At 67.6% G+C, this 13,290-nt stretch carries 12 protein-coding genes; 4 read left to right on the top strand and 8 right to left on the bottom strand.

The features are described 5' to 3' along the window. Positions 1–14: 14 nt before the first annotated feature. From QXZ94_RS33810 to QXZ94_RS33820, 3 genes are all read right to left on the bottom strand, one after another. Positions 15–683 carry an OmpA family protein gene (locus QXZ94_RS33810; RefSeq protein WP_315725784.1) on the bottom strand — a complete coding sequence of 223 codons (669 nt, stop codon included), beginning with the start codon at positions 681–683 and terminating at the stop codon, positions 15–17. Further along, complete coding sequence (locus tag QXZ94_RS33815) at positions 683–1,099, bottom strand: hypothetical protein (RefSeq protein ID WP_315725785.1); 417 nt, start codon at positions 1,097–1,099, stop codon at positions 683–685. The genes QXZ94_RS33810 and QXZ94_RS33815 overlap by 1 nt, the downstream gene beginning before the upstream one ends. A gap of 118 nt (positions 1,100–1,217) precedes the next feature. Further along, entirely contained in the window at positions 1,218–3,797 is a 2,580-nt protein-coding gene (locus QXZ94_RS33820) for an ATP-dependent helicase (protein ID WP_315725787.1), read from the bottom strand. Between the two features lie 292 nt (positions 3,798–4,089). Between QXZ94_RS33820 and QXZ94_RS33825 the strand changes: the two genes are divergently transcribed. Beyond that, entirely contained in the window at positions 4,090–4,263 is a 174-nt protein-coding gene (locus QXZ94_RS33825) for a DUF1328 domain-containing protein (RefSeq protein ID WP_006614063.1), read from the top strand. 83 nt (positions 4,264–4,346) lie between these two features. Here the strand turns inward: QXZ94_RS33825 and QXZ94_RS33830 are convergent, their stop codons facing one another. From QXZ94_RS33830 to QXZ94_RS33845, 4 genes are read right to left on the bottom strand one after another with little or no spacing between them, the layout of a single operon-like run. Continuing rightward, positions 4,347–4,991 (bottom strand): hypothetical protein, encoded by a 645-nt coding sequence (locus tag QXZ94_RS33830; RefSeq protein ID WP_210267840.1) that lies wholly within the window; start codon positions 4,989–4,991, stop codon positions 4,347–4,349. Continuing rightward, positions 4,988–5,731, bottom strand: coding sequence for an OmpA family protein (locus QXZ94_RS33835; protein WP_315725792.1), 744 nt, complete (start codon positions 5,729–5,731; stop codon positions 4,988–4,990). Before QXZ94_RS33835 ends, QXZ94_RS33830 begins: the two co-directional genes overlap by 4 nt. Position 5,732: 1 nt before the next feature. Next, positions 5,733–6,494, bottom strand: a complete 762-nt coding sequence (locus QXZ94_RS33840; protein WP_315725794.1) for an MBL fold metallo-hydrolase — start codon at positions 6,492–6,494, stop codon at positions 5,733–5,735. A gap of 51 nt (positions 6,495–6,545) precedes the next feature. After that, positions 6,546–7,379, bottom strand: a complete 834-nt coding sequence (locus tag QXZ94_RS33845; RefSeq protein WP_315725796.1) for a roadblock/LC7 domain-containing protein — start codon at positions 7,377–7,379, stop codon at positions 6,546–6,548. 262 nt (positions 7,380–7,641) lie between these two features. Here QXZ94_RS33845 and QXZ94_RS33850 point away from each other — a divergent pair, with 262 nt between their 5' ends. The 3 genes from QXZ94_RS33850 to QXZ94_RS33860 all read left to right on the top strand — a co-directional run bounded on the left by QXZ94_RS33850 (position 7,642) and on the right by QXZ94_RS33860 (position 12,696). Next, positions 7,642–9,153 (top strand): amidase, encoded by a 1,512-nt coding sequence (locus tag QXZ94_RS33850; protein WP_315725798.1) that lies wholly within the window; start codon positions 7,642–7,644, stop codon positions 9,151–9,153. Positions 9,154–9,220: 67 nt separating this feature from the next. Then, positions 9,221–10,459: a hypothetical protein gene (locus QXZ94_RS33855; protein ID WP_315725800.1), complete on the top strand. Its 1,239-nt coding sequence runs from the start codon at positions 9,221–9,223 to the stop codon at positions 10,457–10,459. A 23-nt stretch (positions 10,460–10,482) separates the two neighbouring features. After that, positions 10,483–12,696, top strand: a complete 2,214-nt coding sequence (locus tag QXZ94_RS33860; RefSeq protein WP_315725802.1) for a caspase family protein — start codon at positions 10,483–10,485, stop codon at positions 12,694–12,696. 11 nt (positions 12,697–12,707) lie between these two features. Here the strand turns inward: QXZ94_RS33860 and QXZ94_RS33865 are convergent, their stop codons facing one another. Next, entirely contained in the window at positions 12,708–13,232 is a 525-nt protein-coding gene (locus QXZ94_RS33865; RefSeq protein ID WP_315725804.1) for a thioesterase family protein, read from the bottom strand. Positions 13,233–13,290 lie beyond the last annotated feature (58 nt).

Raw genomic sequence — 13,290 nt, forward strand, 5'->3', positions numbered from 1 at the left:
AGGGCTCATTTGCGTCAATTGCGGTGCTTGCGCGGAGCCTGCTTGCCGGATGCAGCCGGAGCAGGGGCCGGCGGCGGCGGCGCGGCCTCTTCGGCGGCCTTGGCGACCGTGATGATCTGGATCTGCTGATTGACGGGGGCGGTCGGCTTGCTCGGATCGAGCAGTTGCTCTTCGCCCAGGCCGATCGACTGCAGCCGCTTGACCGAGATCTTGAAGGTGTTCGCCAGGATGTCGCGGATCGCGTCGGCGCGGCGCTGGCTCAGGATGACGTTGGACTCGCGCTTGCCGTTGGCTTCGACGTGCCCGACGATCAGGAAGCTGTAGGGAAGCAGCTCGGAATAGACCATCGCGTCGGCGATCCGGCCGACGGCCTGGTAGGATTCCGGCCGCACGATCGGCGTGTCCACGTCGAACTGGATGTCGACGTTGAAGGCCGGCAGGGTCATCAGCTCCGGCGCGATCGGCGTCCGCTTCTGCGGCGGCGGTTCGTTGCGGCTGCGGATCTTGGAGCGTTCCTGGGTCTGCTGCTTGAGCGCGGGCAGATCGAGCGTCGGTGCCGTCTCGAACCGGCTGAGCTGGCGCACGATGTCCTCGCGCGTCACCTCCTGCGACCATGCCGGCGCGCTCGCGACCAGCAACGAAGCCGTGATCAACCCGAGCAATGCTGTCGCCGTCCGCTGCATCAGCGATACCCCGCCTCGCCCAGCGACTGCTGGCAGCGCGCGCCGACGCCGCTCGCGGTCATCAGGCAGGGAATCGATTTGCTGGTCTCCTTGGTCGAGCCGCCGCACAGCTTCACGATCTCGCGCTGGCAGGCATTGGCCACCGTGACCCGCGCGGAAATGCGCTTCTGGATCGCCTCGAACGCCTTGAAATAGGTGGCCTTGCACTGCGCGGACACCACGTCCTGGTTGCGCGACAGGCATTCCTTGAGGCGGTTGGAGTCGAGATTGACGCCGCGGCAATTGGCGGTGATGTCGGCACCGCAGCTCGAAGCAATCAGCCCCGCCGAGTCGCCAAAGCTCATCGTCTGCGCCGCCGCAAGCGACGGCGCGCTCAGCGCGATCGCAACACTCAACAGGATGTATCGCCGGACCATGGTTGCATCTCATACGATGCGCGCTGCCATGGTCAAGGCCTAACCAAGGCGAAGTGTGAAGTTCGATTGCCGCGGTCCGCGCCGGCCCGGCGGTGGCCGGCGCACCGTGGCCGTGGGGTCACGCCCTCTGCACGAAGCTGTCGACCACGTGCTTCTCGCCGGCCTTGTCGAAGGCGATGGTCAGCTTGTTGCCGTCGATCTTGATGACGCGGCCATAGCCGAACTTCTGGTGAAAGACGCGGTCGCCGACGGTGAATTCCGAGATGGTGCCGGTCGATTTGGCCACCAGCTCGCCCTCGATGGTCATCGGTCCGCGCTTGTTGCGTCCGAAATTACCGCCGAACGGATCACGCCCTGCGAATGGCGATTGCTGCTCGCTGAAGCCGCCCTCGGACGACCCGCGTGCTGCGCCGGGGCGGCGGGCCTGCGCGCGCTGCCAGCCCGGCGTCGAATAGCTCGATCCGAACGACTCGACATTGTCGAAGCGCGACGGGCCATAGCCGCCGGCGCCGCCCCAGCCCGAGCCGCCCTTGGATTCGGTAATCTCGACGCTGGCGGCCGGCAGTTCGTCGAGGAAGCGCGACGGGATGGTCGTGGTCCAGGTGCCGTGGATGCGGCGGTTGGTGGCGAAATAGATCTTGGCGCGCCGCCGCGCGCGCGTCAGGCCGACATGGGCGAGACGACGCTCTTCCTCCAATCCGGCGCGCCCCTGTTCGTCGAGGGTGCGCTGGCTCGGAAACAGGCCTTCCTCCCAGCCCGGCAGGAACACGTTGTCGAACTCCAGGCCCTTGGCCGAGTGCAGGGTCATCAGCGACACCGCTTCCTCGTCGGCCGCGCCCTCGCGGTCCATCACCAGCGAGATGTGCTCGAGGAAGCCATGCAGGTTCTCGAACTCCTCCATCGAGCGGATCAGCTCTTTCAAGTTGTCGAGCCGGCCCGCGGCGTCGGCCGAGCGGTCCTTCTGCCACATCTCGGTGTAGCCGCTCTCGTCGAGTACGATCTCGGCAAGCTCGGTGTGCGGCGTCACCTCGCGCTGGGCGCGCCAGCGCTCGAATTGCAGCAGGAGGCCGCGCAGCGAACCGCGCGCCTTCGGCTTCAACTCGTCGGTCTCGACCACGGCGCGCGCGGCCTCGAACAGCGGGATGCGGCGCTTGCGGGCGTGGTCGTGCAGCATCTGCACGGTGGCATCGCCGAGCCCGCGCTTGGGCACGTTGACGATGCGCTCGAAGGCGAGATCATCGGCCGGCGAGTTGATGACGCGCAGGTAGGCCAGCGCATCGCGGATCTCGGCGCGCTCGTAGAAGCGCGGGCCGCCGATGACGCGGTAGGGCAGGCCGAGCGTGACGAAGCGGTCTTCGAACTCGCGCATCTGATAGGAGGCGCGCACCAGGATCGCGACGTCGTTGAGGTTCTCGCCCTTGCGCTGCAGCTCCTCGATCTCCTCGCCGATGCCGCGGGCTTCCTCTTCCGAATCCCATGCGCCGGTGACGGTGACCTTCTCGCCCTCGACGTCCTCGGTGTGCAGCGTCTTGCCGAGCCGGCCTTCGTTGTGCGTGATCAGATGCGAGGCGGCGGCGAGGATGTGCCCGGTCGAGCGATAGTTGCGCTCCAGCCGAATGACTTTTGCGCCCGGAAAATCGTGCTCGAAGCGCAGGATGTTGTCGACCTCGGCGCCGCGCCAGCCATAGATCGACTGGTCGTCGTCGCCGACGCAGCAGATGTTCTTGGGGGGAGGCACGCTCGCGTCGTCATTCCGGGGCGCACCGTCAGGTGCGAACCCGGAATCTCGCAGTTGGCTATCCGCGGCTCGGGATTCCGGGTTCGGCTCTTCGAGCCGCCCCGGAATGACGGGGGATGGCGTGACGGCGCGCGACGAACTCGGCGCCTGCGACAGCAGCCGCAGCCACAGATATTGCGCGACGTTGGTGTCCTGATACTCGTCGACCAGGATGAACTTGAAGCGGCTCTGGTACTGCCGCAGCACGTCCGGGTTCTCGCGGAACAGCCGGATGCTTTCCAGCAGCAGGTCGCCGAAATCGGCGGCGTTGAGGATCTTCAGCCGCTCCTGATAGCTCGCATAGAGCTTGCCGCCCTTGCCGTTGGCGAACACGGCGGCCTCGCCCGACGGCACCTGGGAGGGCGCCAGGCCGCGGTTCTTCCAGCCATCGATCAGTCCGGCCAGCATGCGCGCGGGCCAGCGCTTGTCGTCGACGTTCTCGGCCTGCAGCAGCTGCTTGAGCAGGCGGATCTGGTCGTCGACGTCGAGCACGGTGAAATTGGATTTGAGCTGCACCAGCTCGGCATGGCTGCGCAGGATGCGGCCCGAGATCGAGTGGAAGGTGCCGAGCCACGGCATGCCCTCGACGGCCTGTCCCAGCATCTCGGCGAGGCGCGTCTTCATCTCGCGCGCAGCCTTATTGGTGAACGTCACCGACAGGATCTCGCTCGGCCGCGCGCGGCCCTGGCTCAGGATGTGCGCGATGCGCGTGGTCAGCACGCGGGTCTTGCCGGTGCCGGCGCCCGCAAGCACCAGCACCGGGCCATCGAGCGTCTCGACCGCCTCGCGCTGCTCCGGATTGAGGCCCGCAAGATAGCGCGCACCGCCGCTCGCAGCCGCGCGGGCGCGCGCGGCGATGCCGCCGGCGACGGGCTGGTGGTCGGGCGCAGGAAAAGGGCTCACGCGGTTGGGCTCGGTCATCAGCGAATCAATCTCGTCCCTCTGACCGCATCATACGACGGCATCGAGAGGTCTGCAGGAAGGAGCCCTCATAGCAGGGATTGACGGCTATATGGGGCCGGCCGAGGCGTTTTACAGCCCTAAATCGGGCAGGCTTGCGGGGCGGCGCCCCTCGCCCCGAGCTTTGTTCCGGCGAATCGCGAATTTTTAGCGGCGGGAGGCGCCGGAACCATTGTTCCCAGTCCCGATTGTTCTGGCAACGGCGCAAGCTCCGCGTCGCTTTGAACCGCAATCGAGAGACAGAGGTCGTGTCATGTTAGGCTGGGTCGTCACCTTCCTGGTTATCGCATTGATCGCCGGCATCCTCGGCTTCGGCGGCATCGCCGGTGCGTCCATCGAGATCGCCAAGATCATCTTCTTCATCGCCATCGTGCTGTTCCTGGTGTCGGCCGTCGTGGGTCTCGCCCGCGGCCGATCCCGCGTGTAGTCGGCCTCATCCCTGACAATGAGGTCGGCGAAGGGCGCAGTGCCTCGCAAGAGGTGCTGCGCCCTTTGCGTTGTGGGTACGTCTCAGGCCGGCGCCGTCAGCGCGACCTGCACCTTGGCCAGCGCGGGATCGAGCGCCACGGACGCGAGCCGCGGATCGTTGGACAGCGCCGTCAGCGTCAGGGTCTGATCCTGCACCCGGAAGATGCGACACAGCGTCGTCGCCTCCGACGCATCGCGCAGCATGACCGACAGCGGTGCGACGCCGTGCTCGCCACTGACCTTCTCGGCGACCAGCGCCAGCCGCGTCGCCGCCGCCGCCAGCCTCTCGGTGTGGCGGCCGGCCGTGTTGGCCGCGAGCGGCAGGCCTTCCTCGTTCGTCAGCAGCACGGTTTCGAACCGCCCGACCTCGGCGATCCTGTCGAGCAGCGGCACCAGCTCGCGGCGCCGGCCCGGCCGGCTCGCGAGCTGAGCCAGATCGAGCGAGATGCGCTCGCGTTCGACCAGCGGCGCCAGCACGTCCTGGATCGCGCTGCGCAGGCTGGTCTCGCGCTCGATCGCGTCGTGGCTGCTCTGCTCCTGCAACTGATCCAGGCTCGCGGCCTGCAATTGCACCTGTCGCCGCAACTGATCGCGCGCCAGCGTGCCCTGGCGCGCGCCGAACAGATAGCCTGCGGTCAGCAGGAGAATGGCGGCGCCGAGGCCGCTCACGATGGCATAGATGGTCATGGTCGCTTCACTGCCGTGAGTTGATCGCAATCGTCGACGCCGGCAATGCGCAGCAGCGCCTTGCGGTCCGCGGCCACAGCCTCGGCATCGCCATGCGCCGCGCCGGCGCCGGCGGCGCGCACCGCGATCTGCTGGGCCGGGATGCCGTCCTTGCGCAACAGATCCGCGACGGCCTTGGCGCGCGAATAGCTCAGGAGCACGTTGAGATCCTCGCTGCCGCTGGCATCGGCATGTCCCTCGATGACGAGGGTCGCGTCGGCGTGCCGTGACAGCGCCTTCTGCAGGATCGCCCGCGAACGCTTCATGTCGGCAGGATTCGGTCGCGTGCTGCCGCGCTCGAACGCGATCGCCAGCGGCGCAAAACATTCGGTGCTCGCCTTGGCGGCGCCCGGCGGCTCGGCGCGAGCCGTCGGTGCGGCGGGGGCCGCCGGCGGTTCGACCGGGGCGGCGGAGGGCAACGGCAGCGGCGGCGCGACGATCAGAGCGGGGAGAGGCGCCGGGGGCTCGGGCGGTCTCCATGCCGGCTCGGCGACGATCGGCTGTGGTGCCGGGATTGCGGCCACCACTTGCGGCGCAGCCGGCGCCTGTTGCCACAGCGAGGCCGACATGATGGCGACCAGCGTGCCCGCGACGGCAAAGGCGGTTGCGAGCCAGACCGGCGCGTCCTCGCCAGCCACGACAGACGCATCGGCGCGCGCGGCTGGCGCGGAGAACGCGGCATTGGGGGAGGGCGCCAGCATGTCAACCTGCTGGCACCTTGAACATCGGCGTGATCAGGTCGATGCCGCATTCCAGTCCGGCACACCATTCGATGAACTGGCGCGACATCGCCGCGTCCGGAAACAGCGCGCCGTGTTGCGGAGCGATGATCTCGATGTCGAGCGGCCGCACCATCTGCGCCCACGCCTTCATCACGCGGTTCGAGACCATGTAGCGGCGGTGAAAGCCTTCCATGAAGCGGATATGCGCCTTGAAGTCGCGCGTGACGATGTAGTCGACGCCGATCGAAGCGCCGAGATCGCCGCTGTAGAGGATCTTGGAGATCGGATCGTAGAGCTGGAAATTGCCCTCGCTGTGCAGGAAGTGCGCGGGCAACGCATAGAGCTTGCAGCCGGCGAGATCGAATACCATGCCTTGGTCGGGGATCGGCTTCAGCCGGTCGGCGACGATGTGGTCGAAGCCGAAATGCGGCACGAAGCGGGTCCAGAGCTCCGAGATGTAGGCGTCGGCGTCGGTCGTCATCAGCCAGCCGTTGATCGCCGCGACGATGTCGGGGTCCTGGTGCGACAGGAATAGGTATTTCAGGCGTCCGCCGGAGAGCTCGCTGAAGGTCTCGCCCAGCACCTTGGAGTAGACCTTGTGGCCGCCGGGATCGAGCAGCATGCCGACGCGGTCGTGGATGATCAGATGCTGGTTCGCCTGCACGGCGAGATCGCCGGCGCTGAAATCCTCCAGCAGAATGTTCTTGTGAACGCCGTCATCATAGAGGACGGTATTGGCCATGAAGCTACTCCTGCCGGCGCAGCGCGCCGGCTTAACTGGATGACGACTGCGCTACAGCACCTTCTGCAGCGACCGGACGGCTTCGCGCATGTCGAAGAAGGTCAAGCCCAGCTTGCTGTTCTCGTTGGTCAGCGCGAGCAGCAGCGCGCCGCGGCCGGCGCTGACCAGCACCGCATAGCCGGACTCGCCGCGGATGATCACCTCCTGCAGATGGCTGCGGCCGAGCTCCATCGCGGCGCGGCCGCCGAGCGACAGCAAGGTCGCGGTCATGCCGGCGACCCGCGTCTCCTCCATGTCGGCCGCGAGCACGCTCGCGATCATCAGTCCGTCCTCCGAGATCAGCGCGCAGGCCTCGACGCCGAACGAGTCGCTCTGCAGCTTGCGCAGCACGCGGTTGATCTCATCGAGACGTGACATCGGCTTCTCCTCGACGGCGCGCGGTGAAAATCTGGAATTAAACTGACTTTGAGCCATGGTGGGATCCTGGGCGTCATCGGGGGCTGATGAAACGGAAGCAGTCGGAATGTCGGTATTGGCAGCAAAAAAGATGGGAGGGTCGTCGGGAACCAGCGGCGTTGGCGGTGTCTCAGCCTCATCCGGTGCCGTCACGGCCCGCGTCTCGATCGTGTCGACCGCGTCGTCGAGTGCGCGCTGCTCGGCCTTGATCCGTGATCGCGAGACCGGGGGATGCATGGCTTCGAGCTGGGTCACCAGCGCCTGGCGCGCCGACTGATAGACCTCGGCGCGACGTTCGGGACTGGAATCCGGCAGGTTCTCCATCGCGCGCGACAGCAGGATGAAGTAGTCGGCTGTCGTCACCGGCGCGGCCGCCGCATCCTCGTGCGGACCTTGCGCCCTGCTCAGCAGGCTTGCGAGGCGTCCCATCGCTCTCTCGTCCACTCTACGCAACTAACGATGCGTAAGGTTAGGTCGCCACAAGGGACGCCGCGAATGATCTGAATCAAATTAACTAAATTCGTGACGAGTGCTCGTCGTACGGCCATCATGCCTGCCGACATTCGCCATGATGTCGCCATGCTCATGGCTCTTGCGGCGCGATTTTGCCTTGATCAGTGCGACTGCGCCGCTGTTGCAGCCAGAATCAGCTACCATGGCGGCCAGTGGCAGTCGCCGCGGGGAGGGGATTGTGAACGTTCAGGACTATCTGCAGCGTGATGCGGTCGCGCTGGCTGAAGCCGTCCGCTCCGGCGAGACGACTGCCTCCGAGCTGCTGCAGCTCGCGTTGAGGCAGAGCGAGCGTGCGCAGTCCAAGACCAACGCCCTTTGCAAGCTGATGGAGCGCGAGGCGCGGGCGCAACTGGCCAAGCTCGCGGATGGCCCTTTCACTGGCGTGCCGTTCCTGATCAAGGACTGCGCGCAGGACTATGCAGGTCTTCCGACGGCCTATGGCAGCAAGGCGCTGTCGGGCATCGTTGCGAGCGAGCATGCCCATGTGGTGCGGCGCTATCTCGACGCCGGCTTCGTCATCTTCGGCAAGACCAACCTTCCGGAGCTCGCGCTCAAGGGCGTGTCGGATTCGCTTGCCTTCGGCCGCGTCAGCAATCCCTGGAATGCGGCGCATACGCCGGGCGGCTCCAGCGGCGGCGCCGCCGCGGCTGTTGCCTCCGGCGTCGTGCCGATGGCCGCCGGCAATGACGGCGGCGGCTCGATCCGTATTCCCGCCGCCTGCTGCGGCCTGTTCGGGCTGAAGCCGTCGCGCGGCCTGGTGTCGTCGGGACCGGGCTTCGGCGAGTACTGGTTCGGGGCCTCCAGCGAGGGCGTGCTGTCGCGCAGCGTACGCGACACGGCGTCGGCGCTGGACGTCATCACGGGCAGCGAGCCCGGCGATCCGTTCCTGGTGGCCGAGCCCGGCGTGGTCTATGCGAACGCGGTCGCGCGCGATCCCGGCCGCCTCCGCATCGGCTACACGGCGGCCTCTCCGATCGGTACGGAGGTGCATGCCGAAGCGAAGCTTGCGGTCGAGAACGCCGTGAAGCTGCTGCAGGGCCTCGGTCACGAGGTCGAGGAGGCCACGCCCGACATCGATGGCGCCGCGCTCGCGACCGCGTTCCTGCACATCTATTTCGGCCAGGTCGCGGCGCTGGTGGCCGACGCGCGCGCCAAGGGCGCCAGGCGCGAGGAGTTCGAGCTGCTGACGCGGGTGCTGTCGACGCTCGGCGGCGCGATCTCGGCCGGCGCGCTGACGACGCAACTGCTCAAATGGAACGGGTTCGCCCGCGCGCTCGCCCGTTTCCACGCCCGCTACGATCTGCTGTTGACGCCGACGCTCGCGCACCCTCCGATCCGGCACGGCGAGGGCGATCCGAGCACCGCCGAGCAGACGCTGCTCGACATGCTCGATCGCATCGGCCTGCTCGGGCTGTTGACGCGCTGGGGCGCGCTCGACGGCATGATCGACAAGATCGCCCGCGACAGCCTGCAATATGTCCCGTTCACGCAGCTCGCCAATCTCACGGGCACGCCGGCGATGAGCGTGCCGCTGCATTGGACGCGCGATGGCCTGCCGCTCGGCGTGCAGTTCGTCGGCCGCCTCGGCGACGAGGCCCGGCTGCTGCAGCTCGCCCGCCAGCTCGAGCAGGCGCAGCCCTGGTTCGACCGGCTGCCGGATTGGGTGCGCGACACCGCTGCGGCTGACTAGATCGCGTTGCGTCTTTTTGAAGTTTGCTTCCCTCGCTATACTGCCTCTGGTTGCGAGGGAGATTTCAATGACGATCATCTATATTCACGGTGTGAACGTCCGCTCGCCCGAGCATGGCGTCGAACTCCAGAAGCCCTTCCTGCGCTGGCTCGGCGCCAAGGTGTCCGAGCCCAATGCCGCGCAATACGAGCCGGTCTATTGGGGCGATCTGGCCTCCGACTTTCGCTGGAAGCTCGCCTCGCGGCCGCGCACGGCGCTGCTGGGCCAGGGTGGCACTGCAGGCTTCGAGTCGCTCGGCCAGCTGCGCGAGGCCGGGACGGGCGCGTTCGAGCCGGCGCCTGTCGTCGATGACGGTCCGGTGCTGGGTGGGCCTGCCGTGGCCGGCGGCGCGTCTGTGACGCCGCCACTGTCGTCGGTTCCGGCCGACAAGCGCGCCGACTTCCTCGCCGATTTGTATCTCGCGGTGCGAACGCGCGCGCGGCGCAGCCAGCAGCCGGCGGGCTATGTCGATCCGATCGCCGACGAGCCGCGCGCGGCAGGACTTGCCGCTGCTGCAGACGACGTCGCGGCGCGGTGGGATGCGATCGTGGCCCAGGAGCAGAGCGAAGATGCGCGCGCGCAGGCGCTGCTCGCCGCGGTCGACAACGAGCTCGCCGGCGACGCTCTGGTCGGCATGGGCGGCTGGTCCGACTGGACCGAGTGGGCCGGCGAGGTGCTGCGCCGCGCGGCCGCGCTGCCCGGCGATGCGCTGTCCACCGTGGCGGCGGAGCTGCGCCCCACGATCAATGCCTTCGTCGCCAATTTCGTCGGCGACGTCTTCTCCTATCTGGACCGGCGCGAGCAGGGCGGCCAGCCCGGCGAGATTCCGCGCCGCGTGCTGGCGGCGCTGAAGCGCGCGCATCAGCGCAAGCAGCAGACCGGCGAGAAGATCGTCGTCCTGACCCATTCGATGGGCGGCCAGCTGCTGTACGACGCCGTCACTTATTTTGCCCGGCAGGACCCCGCGCTCGCCGGCCTCGAGATCGACCATTGGTTCAGCTGCGGCTCGCAGGTGTCGCTGTTTGCCGAGCTCGGGCTGTTCAAGGGGCAGCCCGATGTGCGCGCGCCCGACCAATTGTCGCGGCCGGCGGCGGTGCGCGGCTGGACCAACTACTACGATGGCAACGATCTGTTCGGCTTCGTCATGGCGCCGGTGTTCAAGGGCGTCGTCGACCGCGACTATTCGACCGGCTACGGCCTCGCGTTCGCCCATACCGGCTATCTGGCACGGCCGAGCTTCTTCCAGGAGCTCGCCACCCGTCTCTGACCTGCGCTCGAGGAGTCCGTGCCGTGACGCTGATCGCCGACACCGATACCAAAGGACTGTGGACCGCCGCCGACAAGCCCAGATCCGGGAGTCACGCGCTGATCGTCGGGGTCAGCGACTATCCCTATCTGTCCGGCGGCAGCGCCAGGGAGCGCGCGCCCAATTCCGGCGGCCTCGGCCAGCTGGCGCTGAGCGCGGTGACGGCGGCACGGGTGTTCGACTGGTTCAGCAAGGCCGGCCGGGTCGCCGGCGCGCCGGTGGCCTCGTGCCGCCTGCTGCTGGCGCCCTCGGCCGGCGAGATGGCCGAGATCAACCGTCTCACCAATGGTCATTTCGCGCGGCCGGATTTCGCCGTGCTGCGCGGCGCGATCGAGGCGTGGCGCGACGCCATCTACAAGGGCCGCACCGGCGACGAGAATACCGCGTTCTTCTTCTTCTCCGGCCACGGCGTCGAGCATCTCGCCTCGCCCGCATTGCTTGCCGCCGACATCCTCGACCCCAACGCCGCCGGCAGCGAAGCGCGCGCGGTCGCGATCGAGGCGGTGGCGCGCGCGGTGAAGACGTCGGGGATCGACCGCGCGCTGTTCTTCGTCGACGCCTGCCGCAACGCGCCGGCGCTGGCGATGACGCTCAACATCGTCGGCGACGAGATCCTGAAGCCGCAGCCTTTTCTGTCGAAGAGCCCGGACGCCGTCATCAGCCTGCAATCGACACGCTCGGGGCTGCAATCATTCCAGGTGCCGGGAGAGGATGCCACCATCTTCGGCCGCGCACTGCTCGAGGCCTTGCAGGGGGCGCCGCCCGAATTCGTTCCCTACGACACGCATGGTACGCCGTGGCGGCTGGTGTTCGCGAGCCTGGAGAGCCACGTCAAGAACCGCGTCCGCGAGCTGCTCGCGGCCCACACCGCGGCGAAGATCCAGCCGGTGGAGCCGTCCGGCATTCCCTATGACGGCGCAATGATCGTGGCCGAGCGCGCGCCCGCCGTCGTCATGGTGGGGCTGGCGCCGGAGCCGCCGGAAGCAGCCCCGCCGGATTCGGCACCGCCCGACTCCGAGGGACCAGGCTCGTCCGGCGGCGGCCCGGCGCCGGAGATTGCATGGACGCCCGAGATCAGGCTCGACGAGCTCGCGCTCGACAGCATCGTCAGCAAGCGCGCCGATACCATGCTGCGCCGCTTCAAGACGTTCAGGGCCGGCATCGACGCGGCGCCCGGCGGTGGCGGAGGTGACCTGCTCGACTTTCGCACCATGCACGACATTCTCGGCCATGAGAGCGTGACCGGACCGTTCCTGAATGCGCTGTCGATCCGCGACGCCTGGAGCGGCGCGCGGCTGAGTGCGCAGGAGTTCAAGCTGACCCAGGGGCGGAGCAACGAGGTCGGCGACAGCCTGACCTCGTGGATCGACGTCGAGATCCCGCCCGGGAAAGGGCAGGTCGTGTGGTTCGGCGTCGCCGGCATGGGCGACGTCTCGTTCGGCGTCGCGATCCCGCGCGATGCTGCGCTGGCGATGCCCGTGCGCCTCGATGTCGGCTTCAGCCGCAGTGGCCGGGACTGGGCGGTCGAGCAGTTCAGCGCCCGCCTCGGCGAGCCCAGGGACAACGATGTCGCCGGCAAGATGTTCTGGCGTCCGCTCTGGGAGCTGCAGCGCATCGAGGCCTTCTCCGATCTGGCGGCCGCCGGCCTCAAGATCCGCGGGCTCGATGATCTTCTCGACATCGTGGTCCGCAAGGTGGAGTCGCCGGTGGCCGCGGCCATCGCGATGAGCCTGCTGCTCCGCTCCGGCAATCTCGACGTCCTCAAGGACTGGCCACGCAATCTGGCGAGCTGGTTTCCGTGGCTGCCCGACGGCAGCATCCTGTGGGCGGAGACGCTGTTGCGGCGCGCCGAGGGCCGTCCCGTCGATCCGAAGGCCCAAGAGAAGGACCAAGAGAAGGCTCAAGAGGAGGCCTTCTCGTATTTCGTGAAGAGCGCGACGCAGGGCCCGCCGCTGCTGACGCCGAGCCTGCGCATGGCCATCACCCAGATGCAGATGTGGCGCAGCCGATTGAAGCCGGATGATCCCAAGTCGGATGATCCCAAGGCCGCCGCGCTCGCCGGCGCCTCCCGCGTGATCGAGACCGCCGCGCGCCATCTCGTCTCCGGCAGCCTGTTCGCGAGCTTCGCGCGGATCGTCAGCGCCGATCCGCCGATGCCTGCGCTGACCGCTGCCGACGTGCTGTCGCGCGCCCGCTGATCGATGCGCCGTCAGCGCCTGGGCATGCCGATCGCGCGGCCGAGGCCATCGGGGCGCGGCAGCGCGGCATGGGCCTGAAGCACCCGGCCGATATTGTCCTGGATATCCGGCGGGAACGGCGCGACCTTGCGCTTGGTCATGTCGATGTGCACCGACATGTTCTCGGAGGTCGCGGAGATCCAGCCTTCTTCGGCGTGGCGCAGCTCCTCGAACGTATGCAGCCGCTTCTCGTCGGCGGCGATCAGCCAGACCGCGACCACAACGGGATCGCCGAGATGGATCTCGCGCAGATACCTCACATGGCATTCCGCCGTGAAGGTCGAGCCGTGGCGCTCCTTCATATAGGCGGGGCCGATGCCCAGCTCGGCCCAGATCTGGTCGATCGCACGGTCGAACATCACGTTGTAATAGGCCATGTTGAGATGGCCGTTGTAATCGATCCATTGCGGCTCGATCTGCATGATCGATGAGAGGAACGGCCCGCTCGCGGCGGACCTTGTGGGCGTTGCTTGTGTGGGCACTGCATTATCGCTCATCGGCTCTTCCGTTTGCTCCCTTGACCCTTGTTGCGTCCTTTGCCACGGTCCGCCCAAC

The sequence above is a fragment of the Bradyrhizobium sp. SZCCHNS2022 genome, assembly GCF_032377575.1.
GTDB lineage: Bacteria > Pseudomonadota > Alphaproteobacteria > Rhizobiales > Xanthobacteraceae > Bradyrhizobium > Bradyrhizobium aeschynomenes.

Excerpts from the sequence above, each read along its gene's own strand:
- QXZ94_RS33810 (WP_315725784.1), bottom strand. The coding sequence starts at position 683 with ATGCAGCGGACGGCGACAGCATTGCTCGGGTTGATCACGGCTTCGTTG.
- QXZ94_RS33815 (WP_315725785.1), bottom strand. The coding sequence starts at position 1,099 with ATGGTCCGGCGATACATCCTGTTGAGTGTTGCGATCGCGCTGAGCGCG.
- QXZ94_RS33820 (WP_315725787.1), bottom strand. The coding sequence starts at position 3,797 with ATGACCGAGCCCAACCGCGTGAGCCCTTTTCCTGCGCCCGACCACCAG.
- QXZ94_RS33825 (WP_006614063.1), top strand. The coding sequence starts at position 4,090 with ATGTTAGGCTGGGTCGTCACCTTCCTGGTTATCGCATTGATCGCCGGC.
- QXZ94_RS33830 (WP_210267840.1), bottom strand. The coding sequence starts at position 4,991 with ATGACCATCTATGCCATCGTGAGCGGCCTCGGCGCCGCCATTCTCCTG.
- QXZ94_RS33835 (WP_315725792.1), bottom strand. The coding sequence starts at position 5,731 with ATGCTGGCGCCCTCCCCCAATGCCGCGTTCTCCGCGCCAGCCGCGCGC.
- QXZ94_RS33840 (WP_315725794.1), bottom strand. The coding sequence starts at position 6,494 with ATGGCCAATACCGTCCTCTATGATGACGGCGTTCACAAGAACATTCTG.
- QXZ94_RS33845 (WP_315725796.1), bottom strand. The coding sequence starts at position 7,379 with ATGGGACGCCTCGCAAGCCTGCTGAGCAGGGCGCAAGGTCCGCACGAG.
- QXZ94_RS33855 (WP_315725800.1), top strand. The coding sequence starts at position 9,221 with ATGACGATCATCTATATTCACGGTGTGAACGTCCGCTCGCCCGAGCAT.
- QXZ94_RS33865 (WP_315725804.1), bottom strand. The coding sequence starts at position 13,232 with ATGAGCGATAATGCAGTGCCCACACAAGCAACGCCCACAAGGTCCGCC.